The organism is Pseudomonas graminis (genome assembly GCF_001705435.1).
Lineage (GTDB): Bacteria > Pseudomonadota > Gammaproteobacteria > Pseudomonadales > Pseudomonadaceae > Aquipseudomonas > Aquipseudomonas graminis_B.
Window position 1 is genome coordinate 273960 of the sequence record NZ_MDEN01000061.1, and the last position, 23606, is coordinate 297565.

The window sequence follows — 23606 nt, forward strand, 5'->3', positions numbered from 1 at the left end:
CGAAACCATGCATGACCTCTTCCCCCAACTCCTCTCCGCCCTCGTGCTGGGCCTGCTCGGCGGCGGTCATTGCCTGGGCATGTGCGGCGGTCTGATGGGCGCGCTCACCTTTGCCATCCCCCCGGAGCAACGCGGAAGACGCCTGCGCCTGCTGGTGGCCTACAACGTCGGACGTGTTTTCAGCTATGCCTGCGCGGGATTGCTCACAGGCATGCTCGGCTGGGCCGTCGCCAACAGCCCGGGGGCGATTCTGTTGCGGGTGATCGCGGGGCTGCTGATGATCACGATGGGCCTGTACCTGGCCGGATGGTGGAGCGGCCTGACCCGCATCGAAGGCCTGGGCCGCTGGATTTGGCGTTACCTGCAACCGCTGGCCCGCCGCCTGATGCCGGTGTCGACGACACCCCGGGCTTTACTGATGGGCGCGGTGTGGGGCTGGCTGCCATGCGGGCTGGTTTACAGCACGTTGCTGTGGTCGGCCAGCCAGGGCAATGCGCTGCACAGCGCATTGTTGATGCTCGCGTTCGGCGTCGGCACCTGGCCGGTGCTGCTCGCCACGGGCCTGGCCGCCGAGCGCATCACCGCCCTGCTCCGTCGGCGCAGCGTGCGCGTGGCTGGCGGAGTGCTGGTGATTCTGTTCGGCCTGTGGACACTCCCCGGCCCCCATCAACAGTGGCTCATGGGTCACACGCATCACACGATGAATCACGACATGCATCCCGCCATGGATCATGCAGGCATGGGCCACGAGTAACCCAGCCCCCATCCGTTGACCCAGATCAATGCCCTCACCGGCGGCTTCCCTACACTTCCCGCACCGCCATCCTTATCGGGAACGCCCCCATGCTCGACGACCTTCGTTGGGATTCTGAACTCATCCGTCGCTACGATCTGGCAGGGCCGCGTTACACGTCCTACCCCACCGCCGTGCAATTTCATACGCAGGTTGGCGCCTTCGAGCTGCTCCATGGGCTGCGAGACAGCCGCAAGGCGTCGCGGCCGTTGTCGCTGTACGTGCACATCCCGTTCTGCGCCAACATTTGCTACTACTGTGCCTGCAACAAAGTCATCACCAAGGACCGCGGTCGCTCCCAGGCCTATCTGCAGCGGCTCGAACGCGAGATCAGCCTGATCGCCGCCCACGTCGATGACCGTCAGGTGGTGGAGCAATTGCACTTCGGCGGCGGCACGCCGACCTTTCTTAGTCACCTTGAACTGCGCCAGCTGATGGCCCATTTGCGCCAGCACTTCACCCTGCTGGATGACCACTCCGGTGACTACGGCATCGAAATCGATCCGCGCGAGGCGGACTGGTCGACCATGGGCCTGTTGCGCGAGCTGGGCTTCAACCGCGTCAGCCTCGGCGTCCAGGACCTTGATCCGCTGGTGCAGCGGGCAATCAACCGCCTGCAAAGCCTGGAAGAAACCCGCGCCATCGTCGAAGCCGCGCGCACCCTGCAGTTTCGCTCGGTGAACATCGACCTCATCTATGGCCTGCCGCTGCAGACACCAGAGGGTTTTGCCCACACCGTCGAGCAAGTCATCGCCCTGCAGCCCGACCGGCTGTCGGTGTTCAACTACGCCCACCTGCCCGAGCGCTTCATGCCCCAACGGCGCATCGACACCGCTCAGTTGCCCAGCCCGGAACAGAAGCTGGAGATGCTCCAGCGCACCATCGAGCAGCTGACGCGTGCAGGCTATCGCTACATCGGCATGGACCACTTTGCGCTGCCCGATGACGACCTCGCCATCGCTCAGGAAGAAGGCACGTTGCAGCGCAATTTTCAGGGCTACACCACCCATGGCCACTGCGACCTGATCGGCCTCGGTGTCTCGGCGATCAGCCAGATCGGCGAGCTGTATGCACAGAACACCGTAGACCTCACCGAGTACCAGACCCTGCTGGCCAGCGACCAACTGGCCACCAAACGCGGTCTGCTCTGCAACGAAGACGATCAGCTGCGGCGCACCATCATCAGCCAGCTGATCTGTCATTTCCGCCTGGATTTCGCCGCCGTCGAAAACGCATTTGCCATTCACTTTCGGGAATATTTCCGCGAGCAGTGGCCGCAATTGCTGACCATGGCCACGGACGGGCTGATTCATATCGACCCGACAGGCATCACCGTCACCCCGGCAGGACGCCTGCTGGTGCGCTCGATCTGCATGGTGTTCGATGCGTATTTGGGCACGCAGAACCGTCAGCGCTATTCCCAGGTGATATAGGCCCGCGTGATATAGGCCCAGGTGATATAGGAATGTTCCGCCTGGCGCGGAGGAATGATTTCGGGCCAAGGAAGGCGCGTGGTAGTCGCAGGGCTGACCCTGAGTTACCCTTACGACTTATGTGTGTTTCTTCACAAGGAATTACCCGATGTCTGAGCCAGTCAAACTGCGTGCTCACACCCAGGCTCATTGCAAGGATTGCAGCCTGGCCCCGTTGTGCCTTCCGCTTTCATTGAACATGGAAGACATGGACGCACTGGACGAAATCGTCAAACGCGGCCGCCCCTTGAAGAAAGGCGATGTTCTGTTTCGTCAGGGCGACACCTTCGCTTCCGTCTACGCCGTCCGTTCCGGCGCGTTGAAAACCTTCAGCCTCAGCGACAGCGGCGAAGAACAACTCACCGGTTTTCACCTGCCCAGCGAACTGGTCGGGCTGTCGGGCATGGACGCCGAGGCGTATCCCGTCACGGCCCAGGCCCTGGAGACCACATCGGTGTGCGAAATCCCCTTCGAACGGCTGGACGAATTGTCGGTGCAACTGCCGCAATTGCGTCGCCAGTTGATGCGGGTGATGAGCCGGGAAATCCGCGATGACCAACAAATGATGCTGCTGCTCTCGAAGAAAACCGCCGACGAGCGCATCGCCACGTTTCTGGTCAACCTCTCCGCCCGCTTCCGCGCCCGGGGTTTCTCCGCCAACCAGTTTCGCCTGAGCATGTCGCGCAACGAGATCGGCAACTACCTGGGCCTGGCGGTGGAAACCGTGTCCCGGGTGTTCACCCGCTTTCAGCAAAACGAGTTGATCGCCGCCGAGGGCAAGGAAATCCACATCCTTGACCCGATTCAGCTCTGCGCGCTGGCCGGGGGATCGCTGGAAAGCTGATGCATGATGGTCCGGGCGGGCTTAGACTGGCGTCTTTTGAGTCATGTCCTGCCCGAGATCCTTATGATTTTCGACGAAGTCAGCATCAAATCCCTCATCCGCCCTGTGGTGGACTTCCCCAAACCCGGCGTGATTTTCCGTGACATCACCCCGCTGTTCCAGTCACCCAAGGCCCTGCGCCTGGTCATCGACAGCTTCATCCAGCGTTACATCGACGCCGAGTTCACCCACGTCGGCGCCATGGACGCGCGCGGGTTTCTCATCGGTTCGATCGTCGCCTACGAACTGAACAAACCGCTGGTGCTGTTTCGCAAGCAAGGGAAGTTGCCGGCCGATGTGCTGGCCGAGGCCTATCAGACCGAATACGGCGAAGCGCTGCTGGAAGTCCACGCCGACAGCTTGTGCGACGGGGATTCAGTGGTGATGTTCGATGACCTGATCGCCACCGGCGGTACCCTTGTCGCCGCGGCCAACCTGATCCGCCGCATGGGCGCCAAGGTTCACGAAGCCGCTGCGATTATTGATTTGCCGGAGCTGGGCGGTTCACAACGCCTGCGCGACATGGAAATCCCGACGTTCTGCCTGACCCAGTTTGCGTTGACGGAGAAGTAAGGCCACGATCAAAGTCGATCGGTTCGCCGGATGTCTGTAGGACCGGCTTTAGCCGGGAACAGGCCAGTGAGGGCACCCTGGATTCGGGGTGTGACACCTGCCGCCTTCCCGGCTAAAGCCGGTCCTGCACCCGAGTTCACTCCGACAGGTACTCAGCGCATTGAAGACGGAGAGACTCGTTACAACTGAATCGGCTTGCGCCCTGCAAACGAGTGCGCCAGCGTGCCGCCGTCGACCAGTTCCAGCTCGCCACCGAGCGGCACGCCGTGGGCAATGCGCGAGGTGACCAGGCCTTTGTTGGTCAGCAGTTGGGCGATGTAGTGCGCCGTCGCTTCGCCTTCGACCGTCGGGTTGGTGGCGAGGATAACTTCGGTGAACGAGCCCTGCTCTTCGATCCGTGCCACCAGCTGCGGAATGCCAATGGCTTCAGGCCCCAGACCGTCCAGCGGCGACAGATGCCCCTTGAGCACGAAGTAGCGCCCGCGGTAACCGGTCTGTTCCACCGCATAAACGTCCATCGGGCCCTCCACCACGCAGAGCAGCGTGTCGTCGCGCCGGACGTCCGAGCATTGCGGGCAGAGTTCTTCTTCGGTGAGGGTGCGGCATTGTTTGCAGTGACCAACGCCTTCCATCGCCTGACTCAACGCCTGGGACAGACGCGAGCCACCACTGCGATCACGCTCCAGCAGCTGCAACGCCATGCGCTGGGCGGTTTTCTGACCGACGCCGGGCAGGATGCGCAGGGAGTCGATCAACTGGCGAATCAGGGGGCTGAAGCTCATTGGAGAAACGTCCGACAAAAACACGAGACGCGGTTTATACCCGCGCCTCCGATTACCGTCAAATCAGGGTCATGAGACCTTGACCACCAGCTTGCCAAAGTTCTTGCCGTCGAGCAGGCCAATGAACGCGTCCGGCGCGTTCTCCAGGCCTTCAACCACGTCTTCGCGGAATTTCACCTTGCCGTCCTTCACCAGCGGAATCATGGCCTGCATGAATTCGTCCAGGCGATCGTAATACTCTTCGTAGACGATGAAGCCCTGAATCTTCGCACGCTTGGTCAGCAGCGTGCGCATCAACAGCGGCAGCCGATTCGGCCCCTCTGGCTCACTCTGGGCGTTGTAATGGGCGATCAGGCCGCACAACGGCACCCGCGCACGCTCATTGAGCAGCGGTATGACCGATTCCAGCACCTTGCCGCCGACCAGTTCGAAATAGATGTCGATGCCGTCCGGAACGGCCGCCTTCAGCTGCTCGGCGAAGTCCTCGCTGCGGTGATCGATGCAAGCGTCAAAACCCAGCTCATCGACCACGTAACGGCACTTGTCTTCGCCACCGGCAACGCCCACCACCCGCAGGCCATTGAGCTTGGCCACTTGGCCGACCACCGAACCGACTGCCCCCGAAGCCGCCGCGACGACCAGGGTTTCGCCCGCTTTCGGCTTGCCGATGTCCATCAAGCCCATGTAACCGGTGATGCCCGGCATACCGAGCACGCCGACCGCCATTGACGGGCTGGGCAGGTCCTTCGGCGCCATCAATAGATTGCTGCCATCAGAAATGCTGTGGGTCTGCCAGCCGGTCTGACCCACGACCAGATCACCTTCCTTGAATGCAGGATTGCGCGACTGCTCGACCACGCTGACCGCGCCGCCCTCCATCACCGCGTCGATTTCCACCGGTGCCGCGTAGGACGGCGCGTCGCTCATGCGACCGCGCATGTAGGGATCGAGGGACAGGTAGAGCGTGCGCAGCTGCACCTGACCGTCTTGCAGGTCAGGCAGCGCCTCGCGCTCGAGTCGGAAGTTTTCCGGGGTCGGCGCGCCCTGGGGGCGGGATGCCAGGACGACACGCTGGTTGAGGATCAATTCTTGGGTCATCGGAATGGGCTCCATGATGAAGGGTTGCAAGGGTATAGAAAGCAGACCGTGGGCAGCCGGACGGGTTCGGTCGGATGTGGGCTCCCTATGGCGCGCTTCGTGCTGACGGCTTGCCGCCGTGCCCAAACGAAAATGCCAGGCACGAGGGCCTGGCATCTTGATGTCGCAACCGCCGTCCGATCAGAACGGCATTTTCATGCCCGGCGGCAGCTGCATGCCGGCGGTCATGCTGGCGGTCTTTTCCTGGCTGGCCGCTTCGATCTTGCGCACAGCGTCGTTGACGGCCGCAGCGATCAGGTCTTCCAGAATTTCCTTCTCTTCCTGCATCAGGCTGTCGTCCAGGCTGACGCGCTTGACGTCATGACGCCCGGTCATGACCACGCTGACCAGACCGGCGCCAGACTGGCCGGTCACTTCAGCGTTGGCCAGTTCTTCCTGCATCTTGGCCATTTTTTCCTGCATCTGCTGAGCCTGCTTCATCAGGCCTGCCATGCCACCTTTCATCATGGGAGTTACTCCTCGGAAGTCATCGGATAGAAAGTCATTGAACAATTAGGGGCGCCCTATCAGCTTAGCGCCCCCGGGAATCATCGGGCGTGGACTTACGCCTGCGTCGGCGCATCCACCGGAACAATGGTGTCATCGCGAATCGACGCACCGAACTGCTGCATCATCTGCTGAATGAACGGATCGCTGTGGATCGCCGCCTCGGCCTGCTTCTGCCGATCGGCACGCCGACGCGCCGCCGCCTGAGCCGGGGTTTCCTGCTCGGGCTTGATCAGTTCGATACTCAGGTTGAGGGTGCGTTCATGGTATTGGTTCAGCGCGTCGTTCAGACGGCGCTGCTGCGTCGAGTTGAACAGCGCACTGTGGGCCGGATCAAGGTGCAGCAGCCAGTTGTCGCCTTCCACCGAAATCAGCGTGCAGTTGGCGGCGATGCTGCCGGTCATGCCGGAAATCGGAAGTTTCGGGAACAGCTCAAGCCAGTCCGCCGCAAGACCGGTGGCAGGTTTGGAGGCCGGCAGCAGCTCGGGCTCCTTCTCCACCGCTTCGACGGCTTCGTGGGCCAGGTCATCGAGATAAGCGAACGACGCCGGGTCGATGTCGATGTCCGGCTCGATGTAGTCGTCATCGGGCGGCGGCTCGTCGTCGCGCTCCATCGGCGCCGGCACGTAAGGTGCGGCATCGGGCACGTGCTCGATCATTTGCGGTGTCACCGCCTCGGCAGCGGCTTGCAGCTGTTCTGACGATGCGAGTTCGGGCGCGTCCGGCACAGGGCTCGCGGGGGCCGGTGCCGGCATTGGCGTCAGGTCCGGCTGCTCGGCGACGGTGTCGAGGACGGCCTCGGGCCTCTCGGCCACGGGCGCGGGCTGTGGGGACGGCTCGTCCTCGGGCTCAGGCTCAGGCTCAGGCTCAGGCTCAGGCTCAGGCTCGGCAGTATTGGCTGGCGCCGCAGCTTTTGGCTCGTTCCACGGCAGATCGATCTCTGCCTCCGCCTTTGCCGCCACAGGCTCGGGCACGGCGACAGGCGCCGACGTGTCGATGACAGGCGCCGGGGCGGTCTGGGGTCGGGATGCTGCGGATGCTGAACTCGCCACCGCTGTCCGGGAATCAACCGTGGCCGGGCTGATCCCCACTGACTTTAACGGCTGCGTCGGCGCGTTGTCGACGTCTGCGGGCCGGAACGCCAGCATGCGCAGCAGCACCATCTCGAAACCGCCCCGGGGATCCGGCGCCAGCGGCAGATCGCGGCGACCGATCAAGCCCATCTGGTAGTAGAACTGCACGTCTTCGGCGGGCAACGCCTGGGCCAGGGCCAGCACGCGATCGCGATCGCCGTGGCCGTTATCGACCCCTTCAGGCAGCGCCTGGGCGATGGCGACCCGGTGCAATACGTTCAGAATCTCCGAGAGCACGCCGCTCCAGTCCGGCCCCTGTTCGGCCAGATGCCGCACGGCTTCAAGCAACGAACGGGCATCGCCTTCGATCAACGCAGCCAGTACGTCGAACACCTGGCCGTGATCCAGCGTGCCAAGCATGGCGCGCACGTCGGACGCCAACACTTTGCCTTCGCCGAAAGCAATCGCCTGGTCGGTAAGGCTCATGGCGTCACGCATCGAGCCATCGGCCGCGCGACCGAGCAGCCACAGCGCATCGTCTTCGAACGGAACGTTCTCCACGCCGAGAACGTGGGTCAAATGCTCGACCACACGCTCAGGCGTCATGTTTTTCAGGGAGAACTGCAGGCAGCGCGACAGAATGGTGGCGGGCAGCTTCTGCGGGTCCGTTGTGGCGAGGATGAACTTGACGTAGGGCGGCGGCTCTTCCAGCGTCTTGAGCAACGCGTTGAACGAGTGGCTGGAGAGCATGTGCACTTCGTCGATCAGGTAGACCTTGAAGCGGCCGCGACTGGGCGCGTATTGCACATTGTCGAGCAACTCGCGGGTGTCTTCGACCTTGGTGCGGCTGGCGGCGTCGATCTCGATCAGGTCGACAAAACGGCCCTCGTCGATCTCGCGGCACACCGAACATTCGCCACACGGCGTTGACGTGATGCCGGTTTCACAGTTCAGGCACTTGGCGATGATCCGCGCGATGGTGGTCTTGCCGACCCCGCGTGTGCCAGTGAATAAATAGGCGTGGTGCAGGCGCTGGCTGTCCAACGCGTTGATCAAGGCCTTGAGCACATGGGTCTGGCCGACCATTTCGCGGAACGAGCGCGGACGCCATTTACGTGCAAGAACCTGATAACTCATTGAAAACCGTCGCGACTGGGTTGCGGAAGACCGCCAATGCTAGCGGAGCAGGGGCAAAATTGCATCTGGTGTCCGACGCTTATCGCTTTATTATGGCTGGCCTGGCTCCGCAAGACGGCTCCGCGAGACGGTTCCCTCACAAGGTCCCACACCTGGATTCCGAAGACACAGCAGGCTTGAAACGTCGCACTGTTACTTCGAGGGATCCGGATGCGAGTGTGGGTGAGTGGCTTGGGACTTTCGAGTGCCTTGGGGTTATGGAGCGCGTCGGCGCTCGCAGACGGTCCGCCGTTGCGCTTTGCCGTGGCCGACAGTTGGTCGATGCCGCTGATGCAGGTGGGCCCCGACGGGCCAGAGGCCGGGATTCTGTTCGACATCATGGAAAGTCTGGCCCGCCAGATCGGCCAGACCGCCCAGTACCGCGTGTACCCGCGGCTGCGTGTGCAGGCGGCCACCGAGCGCGGTGACGTTGACGTGCGGTGTTACGCCGCCCAGTCCTGGTTGCCGGACATGTTGGGGGACTTCACCTGGAGCCTGCCGCTGCTGACCCAGCGCAACGTGCTGGTCGGCAGCGCCTACGACACCACCCCCTTTGAACTGAGCGCAATTCTCGGCGATCACATCGGTACGGTGCTGGGCTACGCCTACCCGGTGCTGGACCCGCTGTTCGCCACCCGCGATCTGATCCGCGAAGACGCGAGGTTGCAGGAGCAGGTTCTGCAAAAGCTCTCGGCCCACCGCTACCGATACGCCGTGGACACCCAGTGGTCGCTGGACTGGTACAACCGCGATCAGAAAGCCGACGAGAAACTCAGGGCCGTGTGGGTCATCGATGAGCAGCCGGTGGGCTGCGTCGCCCGCAACGACCCGAGCGTGCCGGCGCAACGCATCATGCGCACGCTGCTGAGGATGAAGATGTCCGGGGAGATCGAGCGGATTGTCGAGCGGTATCAGGTGCATTCGGGGAATCCGGCCGATCCCTATTGAGCCTGCGCCGTTTTCCTGATGTGGGACTGGCTTTAGCCGGGAAAGCGTCATGTGACACACCGCAAGACTGATGGCGTTCCCACTGGCCTCTTCCGTGTAGGACCGGCTTTAGCCGGGAAGGCGTCATGGGGCACACCACAACTTTGATGTCACCCACCGCTGTAGCAATCCCGTCATATTCCCTCGCTAGGCTCCGGCGACACATGTTGTAACAACTCGACCTGCGAGCGCCCGCCATGAGCAAGAAACCGGAAGATCCAGCACAGGCTTCAGTCCCCCGGCCACAGGTGGATGACAGCCGCCGACGCTTCCTCGGTGGCGTGGCGGTGCTGGGCGCAGGCGCGACCCTGAGTGGCGTGGTGGGCGCTGCCGAATCAGGCGTTGAAGGCAAGCCTGCAACGGACGCCCTGCTGACCGGCCCGGCGCTGGACAAAGCGCTGCAGGACAACGTCAAGACCATCGTGGTCATCTACGGCGAGAACCGCAGCTTCAATAACCTGTTCGCCAACTTCCCCGGCGTCGAGCACCCGCTTTCCGCCGTGAAAGCCGACCACTACCGCCAGCGCGACCGCGACGGCAAAGTCCTCGACACCCTGCCGCAGTGCTGGGGCGGTGTCTGCCAGATCGGCCCGCAAAGCGTCGACGGCGTGACCTACGCCACAGGCGTGCAGTACCAGGAAAACCTGCCCAACGCGCCCTTCCCCCTCAAAGGCCCGAGCGGCGAGGACCTGCCACTCAGCGTCGTCACCCGGGACTTGTGGCACGTGTTTTACCAGAACCAGATGCAGATCAATGGCGGCAAGAACGACGCCTTCGTCGCTTGGGCGGATTCCGGCGGCCTGACCATGGGCTATTACGCCCAGACCCAATATTCCCTGCGCCTGTGGGACGTCGCCAAAGAATTCGTGCTCTGCGACAACTTCTTCCAGGGCGCTTTCGGCGGATCGTTCCTCAACCACCAGTACCTGATCTCGGCCCGAGCGCCCTTCTACCCGGACGCGGCGAACTCCCCGGCCAAATCGCAGATCGCCGTGCTGGAAAGCAGCGACCCGCTGGACTATCGGCTCAAACCCCTGGAGAAGTCACCGGTCAGCGCCATGACCGGCCCGCCACAATTCGGCCCGAGCGCGCTGACGCCGGACGGTTACGGCGTCAACACCATGGCCCCGCCCTACTGGCCGACCTGGCTGCGGGACAAGGAGAAACCGGACTATTCGCAGCCGGGGCTGGCCAACGTCCTGGTGCCGCAAACCCATGAACACATCGGCGACAAGCTCTCGAAAAAGAACGTCGACTGGGCCTGGTACGCCGGCGCTTGGCAGGTGACGCCGGACGAGTACAAGGACTCGACGGGCATCCCGAAAATCCCGAACTTCCAGTACCACCACCAGCCGTTCAACTACTTCAAGCAGCAGGGCCCCGACAATCCGGCAGAGCGCAAGAAGCGCCTGCGCGACGGCGGCCTGGGCGACGAGTCCTCCAGTAATAAATTCCTGGCCGACGCCGAGGCGGGCAAGCTGCCCGCAGTGACCTTCTACAAACCCCAGGGCAACCTCAACATGCACGCCGGTTACGCCGACGTGGCGGCCGGCGACCGACACATCGATCGCGCGATCAAAGTGCTGCGCAACAGCCCGCAGTGGAAGAACATGGTGATTATCATCACGGTCGACGAAAACGGCGGCTGGTGGGACCACGTTGCGCCGCCGAAAGGCGATCGCTGGGGACCGGGCACGCGGGTGCCGGCGATCGTGATTTCACCCTTCGCGCGCAAAGGCACGGTCGACCACACGGTGTACGACACCGCCTCGATCCTGCGTCTGATTACGCGGGTGCATGGTCTGGAAAAACTGGACGGACTGACCGAGCGCGACAACGCCATGGCCGCACGGGGTCAGGCACCGATGGGTGACCTGAGCAACGCGCTGCAGTTTCCGGCGTAGACAGGCGCGCAACCATCGCGGGCAGGTGAGCTGATCTTATGTGTAATCAAGCCGCCTGCCGACCGCCGCGCTCGTTCGGCAAGCAGGCGGTCAACACCGCCAGCACAACGGCAACTCCTGCAATCACCCCATACACGGCAACGAACGAGCCGCTCAGGCTCGCCAGCAGCCCGGCGCAGTAATTGCCGAGCATGCCGCCCACGCCCTGCATTATGTTGGCGATGCCGAAGATGGTCACGGCCAGCGCAGCACGGGACGCCATCTTCGACACGTACGCCGGTATCAGTCCGAAGATCGGGTAGAACGCCACGGCAAACACGACGCCCGCCACCAGCGGCCAGTAGCCGGTCGGCGCGACGACCAGAATCACCGCTGCCGTCGCCACGCAGACGTACACCATCAGCATCGCCGCACGCAGGCCGATGCGGTCCGACAACGCGCCGAGCGCCAGGCCGCTGAACATGCCGACGAAACCGATGCTGGCCCAGATCTGCGCGGTGTATTCGACGCCGAAATGCAACTCCGTGCGCAAGTAGGACGACAGGTAGTTCTGAAACGGAAAGGTCGAGAAGCCGATCAGAAAATTCATCGACCAGACCTTGTATACCCAGCCCTGCAGCGCCTCACGCAGCACGCCTTTGCCTGGCCCGCCCTCACTGGTGCTCTCATCGTTGCGCAGAAAGAGCCGCGCGCGTTTGAACACCAGAAACACGCCGGCCACCAGCACGACCGTGATCAGCCCGACGATCCACCACACCGTGCGCCACTCGCCCTGGGGCGCATACAACGGCACCAGCAGGCTGTTGATGAACACGCCATAACTGGTGCCGCTCGACACCAGCCCCATGGCCATGCCGCGGTATTGATAGGGCACGGCGCGCGCGATCACGTCGACCATCGGCACGAACACCGTCGCCGCCGTGCCAGCCAGAACAGTCAGCAGCACACCGATCAGCACCACGTTCTGCGCCAGGGGCATGAGCAGCAAGGCCAGGGCGCACACGGCGCCCGATCCGAAGATCATCCAGCCGCCGCCAACACGAGGCGTCAGCCAGGCCGCCAACAGCGCGCTGGCGAGAAACCCCGCCTGCCCCGCTGCGGTGATGGTGCCCACGTAAGCGATATCGAAGCCCAGGCTGGCGCGCATGTCCGGCACCAGTTGGGCGAAGAGGTAGATCCCGAAACCGTAGGTGGCCGCCACGAGCCCCGTGAGTAACAGCACAATCAGTGCATTGGCACGCATCATCGGCATCCTTGCTGAGGTCCGTCGCCGGCGCGGCGGCAGGAGTCGACCCGGATAATCAGTGCTGGATCAACCCACAGGCTAGCGTAAAACCGGCGCATTACTGACAGGGAAACGCGTTTTTCAACGCCGCGACCACCAACACGGATTCATTCAGGTGCAAGCTCTCGGGATGGGCCTGCAAGGACTGCACAATAATGCGCATCGACTGGATCATCGGAATGCCACCTTCGGGCACGCACACCAGCCGGGGCAATCCGCCCGCCTCGTGGAACAGATCCAGAGTGTCCATCGTCGCTTGCAGCACCCCGACACAATGCCCGACGCCCACGCCGTTCTGCGCCACGCCGCCGCTCATGCTGTTGATCCCGTCCTGGCATTCGAGCAACAACTTGTTGCCGTCCGCCAGAGCGCCAGCGCTCACACAGAGCGCGAATAACGCCGACACGCCCGCGATTGATTTACCCATCAGCGTAGCCACAATTCCTTCACCGAATGGTCCGACGCCTTACGCACCACGAGACTGGCGCGCTCACGGGTCGGCAGGATGTTTTCCAGCAGATTGGGCCGGTTGATGTCGTGCCAGATTTTGCGCGCCGCGTCCGGGGATTTCTCCGGCGGCAGATCGGCCAGTTCGCGGAAGTAGGCGCCTCGCGCGCGAAACGCGGTGCGTTGCAGCATCAGAAAGCGCTCGACGTACCAGCGCTCGATGTCACCCTCTTCGGCGTCCAGATAGATTGAAAAGTCAAAGAAGTCCGAGACGATGCTGCCGGGTTTCTGCCCGTCATTGCCCGCGGTCTGCAACACGTTCAACCCTTCGAAAATCAGGATGTCGGGCTGGCTGACCTTGAAGAACTGGTCCGGGACGATGTCATAGCTGATGTGGGAATAGACCGGGGCGGTGATTTCCGGCGTGCCGGCCTTCAGGTCAGAGAGAAACTTGACCATGCGCTTGCGATCGTAGCTTTCCGGAAAGCCCTTGCGGTGCATGATGCCGTCGGCGACAAGCCGGGCATTGGGGTGCAAAAAGCCGTCGGTGGTGATCAGATCGACCCGGGGATGATCCGGCCAGCGCGCCATCAGCGCCTGTAACACCCGGGCGAAGGTGCTCTTGCCGACCGCGACGCTGCCTGCCACCGCGACCACATAGGTCTGGCGCTTGGCAGGGCGTCCGAGAAAGGTGTCCTTGATGCTGTCGAGATTGCGCGCGGCGCTGACGTGCAGGTTGATCAGGCGCGACAACGGCAGGTAGATGTTGGCGACATCCTCCAGCGAGATGTCCTCGTTCACGCCCCGCAATGCGGCGAGGTCCTCTTCGGACAACGTCAATGGCGTACTGGCGCGCAGCCCCGCCCACTCCGCGCTGCTCATTACCAGATAGTCATCAGGGGCCATCAATCGCGTTCCAGTCAGGTGTCCGTATCAACAATGGTGCGAAGACTATCGTATTGGTCCAAATGGAGGGCAGATTTATTTGAATCTGCCGGGGCGACTGGCTTACCTCGCTGACGGCATCTCTGCCAGATCCGCAGCCAGGGTTTCCAGCGTCGGCCGCATGATCATAGGCGCCGGCGCACCTTCGGGCGCAGACAGGCCAAGACGGTTATGCCAAATCGTCGGCAGTCCCACCTTGGCCGTGCCGAACAGATCGTACGCCGAACCCGCGACGAACACGGCATGGCTGGCATCCACACCCACGGTGTCCAGCGCCAGACGATAAGGCGCGGGGTCGGGCTTATAAAAGCCGGCTTTCTCCGAGGTAATGACCACGTCGAACGGGATACCCAGCACCTCCGCCGCGATCCGGCCCAGGCGCTCCGAACAGTTGGTGACGATACCCAGCTTGTAATGAGGCTTGAGGGATTCGAGGACCGACTGGGCTTCCGGCCAGGGCTGCAACTCCCCGAAGCGCCGATCGAGTTCTGCGGCGGCATGCTTGCCCAGGCCGACTTCCATCGCCGCCTGCTCCACCAGCGTGTCATAGGGGCGATAGCGGCCGCAGCCGTAGGTCGCCTTCAGGTAGGCCATGCGCCAGGTCCGGCCCAGCTCCTCGGAGCCGGCGACTGAATTCCACAGGGTCCAGGAGTCCAGCAAAGCGGTGAGCAGGTCGAAAAGTACGAGTTGGATGGGGGGTGTTGGACGGAGGGGTGATGGGGTGTCGGTTGTCATCATTATTATTCCTGAGCGGAGGGGTGGCGTGCGGAGGATGCCCGGCCAGTCAGCGTGATGGGCCTGTGGGTTTCTTCGCGATGGACTCCATTCTAGGCGGCGCATACGGCGATGAACCGCATGTGGCCTAACACTATGGTTCAGCGTTGGTTAAGGATCATTCCCTCAAGGTCGGGTTCCGACGAGCCACGCGATCAGAGATAACAACGTTGAGACACGCAGCCATTTGCCAACAAGACAGGGATGAAAAATTTGAGAGAGTGGAAGGGATCGAGGCCGCCAGGGATGCGGATGATCAATACTCGTCATGGCGACGAGAGTGCGTTATGGAGGCAACCCCACCAGCCACACCCCGGCACACAATGTTCCCGCTGTGGCTGCTGCCTTCCGGCTCTGACCAGGTTCACGGGTAATCGTTGCGGGGGGACCGATGGGGTCACCATAACGACGCTCGCCAGTGGCGAGCCGCGCCATTGTACCGGTCTCGCGAGAAGTTACAACCTCTTGTTTCAGATTAAGATTTTGAGCGCCGTGAGCCCCTCGTCGCCTGCCCGATGCAGCGCATGAGGCGCTGAATGCGGCACAATGACGCCTGCCTTTTCACCTCCCACACGCAAGTGGCTGGCCCCTGCCCGGCCCCGCCAGGGCGCAAGACACAGGAACCACCGATGCAGTTCGCGCTCACCCGCCATGAATCCCTCTCCCCCACCCAACAGCGCCAGTTGCTGGAGATCGAGCTGCTCCCCGAGCAGATCCGCCACGTCGGCGACATTCATGGCGGTCTGCACACGCTGACCGCACGTCCCGTCGCCGACCGGCAGGGCTTCGTACTGCTGGTGGACGACATCCCCCGGGGCTTTTTCGTGCTCAAGCGCAGGTCGCTGTTGCCGGAGTGGGCACGTGAGCACGCGAAGGTGACCACCACGCTGCACGCGTTGATGGTCGATAAACGCTTTCAAGGCGGTGGTCTCGGCAAGCAATGCCTGCGCGCGCTGCCGGCGTTGGCGCGGGATTTATGGCCAGACACTGCGCAGTTGATGCTGGCGGTGGAGGCCGGCAATCACCCGGCGCGCCAGTTGTACCTGGCGCTGGGTTGGCAGGCGTTGCCCGAGCGCGATCCGGACCACGTCAGTGTCGAGCGGCTGATGCTGCTCGCACTGTAATCACTCAATGGGCCAGTGATCGCAACTGCCAGACTTTGCTGCAGCACTCGACGTTCATCCAGTGCTCGAGCGCGGTGACGGTCATGGGCCGCGCGACCAGGAAGCCCTGCACTTCGTGGCAACCCAGCTCGCAGAGGATTTCGTAGACGCCTTCGGTTTCGGCGCCTTCTGCAACGACGCGATAGCCCAGGCGCATCGCCAGATCAACGATGGCTTCCACCAGGCCGCGATCCTTGTCATTGCTGTCGATGTTTTCCACCAGCGATTTGTCCAGCTTGACCGTGGTGGCGGGCAATTGCCGCAGGTAGGTCCAGTTGCTGTAGCCGGTGCCGAAGTCATCGATGGCGATGTCGATGTTCAATGCGCGCAAGCGCTCCAGCTGCAGCCGGGTGACTTCAGGGTTGTCGCACAGGGCGCTTTCGGTGAATTCGAGCTCGAAGCCACTCGGGTCGAGACCGCTGACCGTCAATTGCTCGAACAGCGCATCGCTGAATGACGCGTTGGCCAGATCGATTGCCGACACGTTCATCGCCACTTTGAAGGCATAGCCCTGCGCCTGCCAGAGCGCCGCCTGGGCAACGGCCTTTCTCAACACCCAAAGGCTGAGCGAGCGAATCAGGGCGGTCTTTTCCGCCAACGGGATAAATTCCGCCGGGCTGATCGGGCCCAGCACCGGGTGCTGCCACCGCAACAGCGCTTCGACGGTCACGATGCGGCCGGTGGCCACTTCAAGCCTTGGCTGATACACCAGCGACAGTTGATCCGGGCTGCGCACGGCTTCGGCCAGCGCCGCCAGCAGCAGAAAGGCCCGTTGCTGGGCGAAGTCCAGGTGCGGCTCGTACCAGCGCCAGCCCGTCGACTTGCCGCGGGCTTCGTCCGCCGCGCTGACCACCAGCCGAATCCAGTCGTGCTCATCACAGCGGTCCAGGCCCAACGGCAGCACGCCGATGCCGACGTCCATTTGAATGGGGATGTTGCGACAGATCAGCGGCCGCCGAAAATGCTCGAGCAACTGCCGAAACAGCAGCTCGGCCTGCTCCGGCCGGGCGTTGCGGGTGATCAGCGCGATGCGCGTGGGGCTGACCTTGTACAACGCGGTGTCGGCAGGCAACTGGCTGCGGCAGTTTTCGATCATGCAGCGCACCAGTTCCTGGGCGAAGCTGTAGCCCAGCGCTTTGACGATGCTGTCGAGAAACGCTGGCGCGACCATGTCCAGCGCAACCAGCGCGTATTTGCGCCGATCCGCCAGGGCGGCGAGGTCTTCTTGCAGGCGCAGACGGTTGAACAGACCGGTGGGCTGATCGACGTAGCTGGCATGGCGCAGGTTGTTGAGCCGCTTCATGACCAGCTGGCCATACATCTCCAGCATCGCCACGTCGCGCGGGCCGAGTGGCGGCCGAGGCGTGCTGTCGATGATGCACAGCGTGCCCAGGGCCAGGCCGTCGGCGGTCACCAGCGGCACGCCGGCGTAGAAGCGGATGTGAGGCTCGCCAGTCACCAGCGGATTGTCGCTGAAGCGCGGATCGAGCATCGCGTCAGGGACCTGGAAGATTTCGGGGCTGAGGATGGTGTATGCGCAGAAGGCGATTTCGCGGGGCGTCTCGCGCTCGTCAAGGCCTGCCCGCGCGCGAAACCATTGGCGGTGCTCGCTGACGATGGAAACAAGGGCAATGGGGACCTCGAAATAGTGGGTCACCATCAAAATGATGTGGTCGAGCACGTCGTCCGCTGTCGCATCGATTAAACCCATGTGGGTGATGCGCGAAATCCGGGAACGCTCGTTTTGGGGAAATGGAGCACCAGTGGCCATAACTGAAGTCCCTTTTAGACCGCTTTGCCAATCGCCTTGCCAGTAGTGTCAAAACGATATGTACAGGGAAAATAGCACCCCTTTTTCCCCGTTGCAGGCATCGCGGACAAGCGGCGAAGTCCTTTCACCGCTTCGTACCCGTGCTTTTTAGCCCTCACTCACCTGAGTGAATCACTGCACCTGCAGCACCTCATCAGCCTTGCCGCCAGCACCCTGTATGACCAGATGGATGAAATGCAGCTTGGTGATGACCGCCGGAGGCAACACGAACGGATAGAAATCCGCCTGACCCATGGCGCGGGACAATTCGTTGAGCATGCCCGCCAGCTCGATCCACGCATTGACGAACGAGAGAAACGCCGGACCGCCCGGATGCTGAGGGTCGTACAGGGTTTCCAGCGGGAACGGCTGGTAGTCGAGGTCCATGTCACGGGCACTCATGCCCAGGCTCAGGGCGGTGTCGACGGCGTCCATCATGTGCAGGTAATGCGCCCAGGTTTCGGCCCAGTCTTCCCACGGGTGCATGGTCGCGTAGGCGCTGACAAAGCTCTGCTGCCAGTCGGCCGGCGCGCCATGCTGGTAGTGATGGTCAAGGGCGTCGGCGTAGCTGGCGCGGTCATCGCCGAACAGGTTGCGGAAACCGTCCTGCCAGTAGGTGTCGGCGATCAGGCGGTCCCAGTAGTAATGCCCCACTTCATGACGGAAATGCCCGAGTAGCGTGCGGTAGGGTTCGTGCATCTGCACGCGAACCTTCTCACGAATGGCGTCGTCGGCTTCTTCGACGTTGAGGGTGATCAAGCCACTGGCATGGCCGGTGGTGGGCAGGTTGCCTTCCAGGTCGACGCCGAGGAATTCGAAGGCCAGGCCGCGTTCTTCGTCGACGCTTTTGGGGACGACGTGAAGGCCGAGGGTGATCAACTGTGCAACCAGCCGGCGCTTGGCGGTCTCGATCTTGCCCCAGCGCTCAGGGTTTTCCGGCACGGACAGGTCGGGGATGGTCTTGTTGAGGCTGCAAGCGATGCAAAAGTCGCCGGCGTTCAGCGCCGGAAACACCCAATTGCAGGCGGCTGCCGTGTCGAGGTTGGCGCAACGGCGGTAGAGCCCGGCCTGGGGCTCGTCGGTGAGACGCCAGGTCTGCGCCTCCGGGCCCGGTTCCAGCGCGGCAATCTTGCTCTGCTCGGGGAGATACCCCAACGCTGCGGAGCAGGCCAGGCACTGGCTGTTGCGGAAAAACACCGACTGTCCGCAATGGCATTGCCAGACTTTGCTGTTGCGTTTGTTCTCACCGGCGAACGGCGCCGCGATCCGTGTGCTGAGTTGCTCGAAGAACTGGAACATGGCGATATCCTGATGGGGCTGCAAGCACTAGATCGTCAAGGGTGGCGGGGGTTCCGTGGGATCTGTGCTTACTCTAGGTCCCGCCTAACGGCGGGACTGTTTCGCCTTCGGCGAGTTACTTGGAAAAGCACCCCAAGTAACCAAGGGTGCCTGCTCCTGGTTTGGCCCTTCGTTCCTCAGGGTTCCCTCACTCCGACGACGCTCCGTGGGCCCGCGCCGAACGGACATCCATGTCCTGACGGCGCTCTCGCGGCATCCATGCCGCTCGGCCCACTCCGCGTCGTCTGCGTTCGGCCTGCACCCAAGTCGCGATTGGCGGTGTCTGGGCTGGCTGTGTATGAAGATCAAGATCAAGATCAAGTGCAGATCAAAGGCTTCCCGGCTGAAGCCGGTCCTACGGGTGCGCGTTGTTTCTGCTGATCGTTGATCGCTCCCACGCTCCGCGTGGTAACGCCACCTCGGACGCTCCGCGTCCCTGCATGACGCGGAGCGTCTTGGGATGCATGCCCACGCGGAGCGTGGGAACGATCAGTTGCCGAACTGAGAAACTGATGGTGACTGAACTGCCCCCTTCCCGGCTAAAGCCGGTCCCACTAACGGCAGCGCGTGCATTCTGCAAGAGTCGCGGCAGACCTCGACCGTAGGACCGGCTTTAGCCGGGAAGCCCTTGATCTGCTTTGAAAGCGCTTTTGATCTTCCTGCACAAAAAGCCCAAACACCGCAGAACGCGACTTGGGTGCAGGCTGAACGCAGGTCTCGCGCAGTGGGCCGAGCCGCAGGGATGCGGCGAGAGCGCCGTCAGGACATGGATGTCCGTTCGGCGCGGGCCCACGGAGCGAGACCGGAGTGAAGGAACCCGACGAAGTCGGGCCCAACCAAGAGCACAAGCCCTTGGTTACTTGGGGCTTTATCAAGTAACTCGCCGAAGGCGAAACAGTCTGCCCCCAGGCAGACGCTTTTGATCTTGATCTAGCCGACCTCAACGCCTTGTTGCTTCAGAAACCCCACAAACGCCTCTTCGTCGAGCACCTTCAGCCCCAGCTCGTTGGCCTTGGTCAACTTCGAGCCCGCCCCCGGCCCGGCCACCACCGTGTGGGTCTTCGCCGAGACAGAACCGGACACCTTCGCCCCCAGCCCCTCCAGCTTCTCTTTCGCCACATCCCGGCTCATCAACTCCAGCGAACCGGTCAAGACCCACGTCTGCCCGGCCAGCGGCAAACCCTCCACCACCTTTTTCTCGCTCTGCCAGTGCATGCCGAAATCCTTCAGCTGCTGCTCGATCGCCAACGCCCGCTGCGCATGCTCCGCGACATCGAAAAACGCCCGCACCGCCTGCGCCTGCTTCTCGGGCAGCGTCTGCCGCATATCCAGCCAGTCCGCCTTGACGACCGCCTCAAGGGTGCCGAACTTGTCCGCCAGTTTCTGCGCCGCACCCGGCCCTACCGACGGAATATTCAGCTTGTCCAGCATCCCGCCCAAGGTCGCACTGGCTGCGAACTCAGCGCCCAAGTCGCCCGTGTCCTGAAGCTCCATCTGGCATTCGCCGAGCAAGGCCCCGATCACGTTCTGGTTGTGCTCGTCCTCGAAGAAACTGTGAATCTCATGGGCGACTTCCAGACCCACGTCCGGCAGGTACGTCAGCACCTCCGGCAGCGCCACAATCACCCGATCCAGCGAACCCAGCGAGCGCGCCAATACCTTGGCCGTCTCCTCACCCACGTCTGGAATGCCCAGCGCATAGATGAAGCGCGCCAGCGTCGGCTGCTTGCTGTCGTCGATGGCCTTGAGCAGCTTCTTGCTGGAGATTTCGGCAAAACCCTCCAGATCGATGATCTGCTCGTACTTAAGTTTGTACAGGTCAGCGGGCGAACCGATGAGCTTCTCGTCCACCAGCTGCTCGATGGTCTTGTCGCCCAGGCCTTCGATGTCCATCGCCCGACGGGACACGTAATGGATGATCGCCTGCTTGAGCTGCGCGCCACAGGCCAGACGGCCGACGCAACGGTAAACCGCGCCTTCGCTGATGGTTTCCTTGCCCTTGCTGCGCTTGATCAGTTGCGTGCGCTCGACCTGGGAGCCACACACCGGGCAGGTCTGCGGGATCTCGACGGCGCGCGCGTGTGTCGGGCGGCGCTCCTGCACCACCTGCACCACCTGGGGAATCACGTCCCCGGCGCGGCGGATGATCACCGTGTCGCCGATCATCAGGCCCAGACGCGCCACTTCGTCCATGTTGTGCAGCGTCGCGTTGGCGACCGTCACACCGGCGACTTTCACCGGCTTCAAACGCGCCACCGGCGTGACGGCGCCGGTGCGGCCGACCTGGAATTCCACGTCGAGCAGCTCGGTGAGTTCTTCCATGGCCGGGAATTTATAGGCTATAGCCCAGCGCGGTTCACGAGCCCTAAAACCCAACTCCCTCTGCGAAGCAATGTTATTTACCTTAAACACGACACCGTCGATTTCATACGGAAGGTCAAGCCGCTGTTCAGACATGTCCCGACAATAGGCAATGCATCCCTCGACATCGCTAACCAGCCTTAGCTTATTACTAATCGGTACTCCCCACTTCTTGAGCTTTTGCAGCATTCCGTAGTAGGTGTCAGCAAAATCTCTCTGAACCTGGCCAATCCCATAGCTACAAAATTTCAAGGATCTCCGGCCAGAGATCTTCGAATCCAGCTGGCGCATGCTTCCCGCAGCGGCATTCCTAGGATTCGCAAATACCTTTTCGCCAATCTCGATCTGATGAGCGTTTACCCTCTCAAATCCAGCTTTTTCGATGAAAACCTCACCTCGGACTTCCAAAACCGAAGGCCATCCTCCATCCATCAGCCTAAGAGGGATATTCCGGACTGTCCTGACGTTCTCGGTTATGTCCTCACCAACCGTGCCATTACCACGTGTAGCACCCCTTGTCAGCCGTCCGTCGACATAAAGAAGACTGACTGCAAGACCGTCGAGTTTAGGTTCACAGGTGTATTCAACATTAACGCCGCTAAACAGATCATTAGGGAGAGGCGAAATGGTCTGGACCACTCGCTGATTAAATTCATACAAAGCCGCCTCTTCGAATGCGTTCCCAAGGCTGAGCATTGGTACTTCGTGCTTAACCTTGGAAAACGCCGTGAGGACCGCACTGCCCACCCGCTGGGTCGGCGAGTCAGGGGTCACCAGATGCGGGTTCTCCGCCTCCAGCGCCTTCAGCTCGTGGAACAGCCGGTCGTACTCGACGTCCGGGATGCTTGGCTCGTCGAGCACGTGATAGCGGTAATTGTGCTGATCCAGCTCAGCGCGCAGTTCAAGGATGCGGGTTTCGGCGGCTTTCATAGGTGTGATCTCGAAATGCAAAAGAGCAGCCGAAGCTGCTCAATCGTGGTACGTGCATAACCTGTGGGAGCGTGGCTTGTCCCGCGATCGGCTGCGCAGCAGTCGCAGCTCATCCAACGCGGTGTAGCTGAAATACCTCATCCGTCAGATCTACTGCCGCTTCGCGCCAGATCGCGGGACAAGCCACGCTCCTACAGGATTGCATCGTCCAATAAACGTGCAGCCAATCAACGGCGCTGGGTCAGGGCGCGGCGTTCGAACTCGACGATGCGCTGACGGTAATGCTCGATGGTTTGCGCGGTCATGACGCTGCGCTGGTCATCTTTCAATTCACCGTTGAGCTCGTGGGCCAGCTTGCGAGCGGCGGCGACCATGACATCAAACGCCTGCTTCGGATGACGCGGCCCTGGCAGACCCAGGAAGAAGCTGACGGCGCGGGTGCTGAAATGGTCGATATCGTCCAGATCGAACACGCCCGGCTTGACCGCATTGGCCATCGAGAACAGCACCTCGCCGTTGCCGGCCATGCTTTCGTGACGGTGGAAAATGTCCATTTCGCCAAAGCGCAGGCCGCTTTCCAGAATGTTCTGCAACAGCGCCGGACCTTTGAAGCCGCTTTCGTCCCGGGAGATCACGCTGATCACCAGCACTTCTTCCACCGGTGGCAGGTCCTTGTCTTCGGTGATGCGCTGGTTCGGCTTGTCGTCCGGGAAGTCGTCGTCGCGGGCACTGAACAGGTCAGGACCGGCGCTCAGGTTAAGGTCGCCCTGATGCGGCTCGTCCTTGCGCTTGCCCCGTCGCGGTTCACGTTCGGCGCGCTCCCGGGGCGCGGCACTCATCGTTGGCAGGTCATGCTCGTCGAGTTTCGGTTCTTTATGGGTGTCCAGAACGCGCGCAGGGCCCAGCACTTCGGCGGACGTCGGTTCGTCGTCGTCCGGCAGGTTGGATAAGTTGCGGTCCAGCCTGAATTTCAATTTGCCCTTGCCGCCGCGCATACGGCGCCAGCCGTCAAACAGAATACCGGCAATGACAATAATGCCGATGACGATCAGCCACTCTCGCAGACCGATTTCCATGTAGTCCCGTGCCTCTAATGAAATTCTGAAAATTAAGGGCGCAAACCCCTTTAAAACGTGGAGCCAACTCTATGTTCTGAATGGCCTTTTACCCACGCGAAATGGAAAAGTGGACATTAAGCTAGCACGACCAAAGGCAACTTTACACCGTCTGTTACATCTGGCAGGTCACAAGCATCTGTCACGCTGC

The 23606-nt window shown here is 62.1% G+C and carries 19 protein-coding genes and 1 other RNA gene; 7 read left to right on the forward strand and 13 right to left on the reverse strand.

Annotation, left to right across the window (positions count from 1 at the left end; genetic code table 11):
- Positions 1–7: 7 nt before the first annotated feature.
- The 4 genes from BBI10_RS11895 to BBI10_RS11910 all read left to right on the forward strand — a co-directional run bounded on the left by BBI10_RS11895 (position 8) and on the right by BBI10_RS11910 (position 3721).
- Positions 8–754, forward strand: coding sequence for a sulfite exporter TauE/SafE family protein (locus BBI10_RS11895; RefSeq protein ID WP_083233090.1), 747 nt, complete (start codon positions 8–10; stop codon positions 752–754).
- 89 nt (positions 755–843) lie between these two features.
- Complete coding sequence (gene hemN, locus BBI10_RS11900) at positions 844–2226, forward strand: oxygen-independent coproporphyrinogen III oxidase (protein ID WP_065988694.1); 1383 nt, start codon at positions 844–846, stop codon at positions 2224–2226.
- A gap of 148 nt (positions 2227–2374) precedes the next feature.
- A complete protein-coding gene (fnr, locus tag BBI10_RS11905; protein ID WP_065988695.1) occupies positions 2375–3109 on the forward strand; it encodes a fumarate/nitrate reduction transcriptional regulator Fnr in 735 nt (244 codons plus the stop codon).
- A gap of 63 nt (positions 3110–3172) precedes the next feature.
- Positions 3173–3721 (forward strand): adenine phosphoribosyltransferase, encoded by a 549-nt coding sequence (locus BBI10_RS11910; protein ID WP_065988696.1) that lies wholly within the window; start codon positions 3173–3175, stop codon positions 3719–3721.
- 179 nt (positions 3722–3900) lie between these two features.
- Here the strand turns inward: BBI10_RS11910 and recR are convergent, their stop codons facing one another.
- The 4 genes from recR to dnaX all read right to left on the reverse strand — a co-directional run bounded on the left by recR (position 3901) and on the right by dnaX (position 8357).
- The gene (gene recR, locus BBI10_RS11915) at positions 3901–4503 is read right to left on the reverse strand and encodes a recombination mediator RecR (protein WP_065988697.1); all 603 of its coding nucleotides are present in this window, start codon (positions 4501–4503) and stop codon (positions 3901–3903) included.
- Between the two features lie 69 nt (positions 4504–4572).
- Positions 4573–5601: an NADP-dependent oxidoreductase gene (locus BBI10_RS11920; protein ID WP_065988698.1), complete on the reverse strand. Its 1029-nt coding sequence runs from the start codon at positions 5599–5601 to the stop codon at positions 4573–4575.
- A gap of 180 nt (positions 5602–5781) precedes the next feature.
- Entirely contained in the window at positions 5782–6108 is a 327-nt protein-coding gene (locus BBI10_RS11925; protein ID WP_065988699.1) for a YbaB/EbfC family nucleoid-associated protein, read from the reverse strand.
- Positions 6109–6203: 95 nt separating this feature from the next.
- The gene (gene dnaX, locus BBI10_RS11930) at positions 6204–8357 is read right to left on the reverse strand and encodes a DNA polymerase III subunit gamma/tau (protein WP_065988700.1); all 2154 of its coding nucleotides are present in this window, start codon (positions 8355–8357) and stop codon (positions 6204–6206) included.
- Positions 8358–8588: 231 nt separating this feature from the next.
- Here dnaX and BBI10_RS11935 point away from each other — a divergent pair, with 231 nt between their 5' ends.
- Both BBI10_RS11935 and acpA read left to right on the forward strand, forming a co-directional pair.
- Positions 8589–9344 carry a substrate-binding periplasmic protein gene (locus BBI10_RS11935; RefSeq protein ID WP_244160347.1) on the forward strand — a complete coding sequence of 252 codons (756 nt, stop codon included), beginning with the start codon at positions 8589–8591 and terminating at the stop codon, positions 9342–9344.
- Between the two features lie 236 nt (positions 9345–9580).
- Positions 9581–11287 carry an acid phosphatase gene (acpA, locus tag BBI10_RS11940; protein WP_065988702.1) on the forward strand — a complete coding sequence of 569 codons (1707 nt, stop codon included), beginning with the start codon at positions 9581–9583 and terminating at the stop codon, positions 11285–11287.
- A gap of 46 nt (positions 11288–11333) precedes the next feature.
- Here the strand turns inward: acpA and BBI10_RS11945 are convergent, their stop codons facing one another.
- The 5 genes from BBI10_RS11945 to ffs form a co-directional block, all read right to left on the reverse strand.
- On the reverse strand, positions 11334–12530 hold the full coding sequence (locus tag BBI10_RS11945; RefSeq protein ID WP_065988703.1) for an MFS transporter: 1197 nt from the start codon (positions 12528–12530) through the stop codon (positions 11334–11336).
- A gap of 100 nt (positions 12531–12630) precedes the next feature.
- Complete coding sequence (locus tag BBI10_RS11950) at positions 12631–12999, reverse strand: Rap1a/Tai family immunity protein (RefSeq protein ID WP_065988704.1); 369 nt, start codon at positions 12997–12999, stop codon at positions 12631–12633.
- On the reverse strand, positions 12999–13925 hold the full coding sequence (gene coaA, locus BBI10_RS11955) for a type I pantothenate kinase (protein ID WP_065988705.1): 927 nt from the start codon (positions 13923–13925) through the stop codon (positions 12999–13001). The genes BBI10_RS11950 and coaA overlap by 1 nt, the downstream gene beginning before the upstream one ends.
- A 102-nt stretch (positions 13926–14027) precedes the next feature.
- Complete coding sequence (locus tag BBI10_RS11960) at positions 14028–14702, reverse strand: HAD-IA family hydrolase (protein WP_065988706.1); 675 nt, start codon at positions 14700–14702, stop codon at positions 14028–14030.
- Between the two features lie 333 nt (positions 14703–15035).
- Positions 15036–15132: signal recognition particle sRNA small type (gene ffs / locus BBI10_RS11965), an RNA gene on the reverse strand.
- 235 nt (positions 15133–15367) lie between these two features.
- Between ffs and BBI10_RS11970 the strand changes: the two genes are divergently transcribed.
- Complete coding sequence (locus BBI10_RS11970) at positions 15368–15862, forward strand: GNAT family N-acetyltransferase (protein WP_065988707.1); 495 nt, start codon at positions 15368–15370, stop codon at positions 15860–15862.
- A gap of 4 nt (positions 15863–15866) precedes the next feature.
- Here the strand turns inward: BBI10_RS11970 and BBI10_RS11975 are convergent, their stop codons facing one another.
- The 4 genes from BBI10_RS11975 to zipA all read right to left on the reverse strand — a co-directional run bounded on the left by BBI10_RS11975 (position 15867) and on the right by zipA (position 23416).
- Positions 15867–17672: a putative bifunctional diguanylate cyclase/phosphodiesterase gene (locus tag BBI10_RS11975; RefSeq protein WP_065988708.1), complete on the reverse strand. Its 1806-nt coding sequence runs from the start codon at positions 17670–17672 to the stop codon at positions 15867–15869.
- Between the two features lie 171 nt (positions 17673–17843).
- Entirely contained in the window at positions 17844–19010 is a 1167-nt protein-coding gene (locus BBI10_RS11980) for a zinc-binding metallopeptidase family protein (protein WP_065988709.1), read from the reverse strand.
- Between the two features lie 969 nt (positions 19011–19979).
- Positions 19980–22340 (reverse strand): NAD-dependent DNA ligase LigA, encoded by a 2361-nt coding sequence (gene ligA / locus BBI10_RS11985; RefSeq protein WP_065988710.1) that lies wholly within the window; start codon positions 22338–22340, stop codon positions 19980–19982.
- Positions 22341–22567: 227 nt separating this feature from the next.
- On the reverse strand, positions 22568–23416 hold the full coding sequence (gene zipA, locus BBI10_RS11990; protein ID WP_065988711.1) for a cell division protein ZipA: 849 nt from the start codon (positions 23414–23416) through the stop codon (positions 22568–22570).
- Positions 23417–23606: the final 190 nt, after the last annotated feature.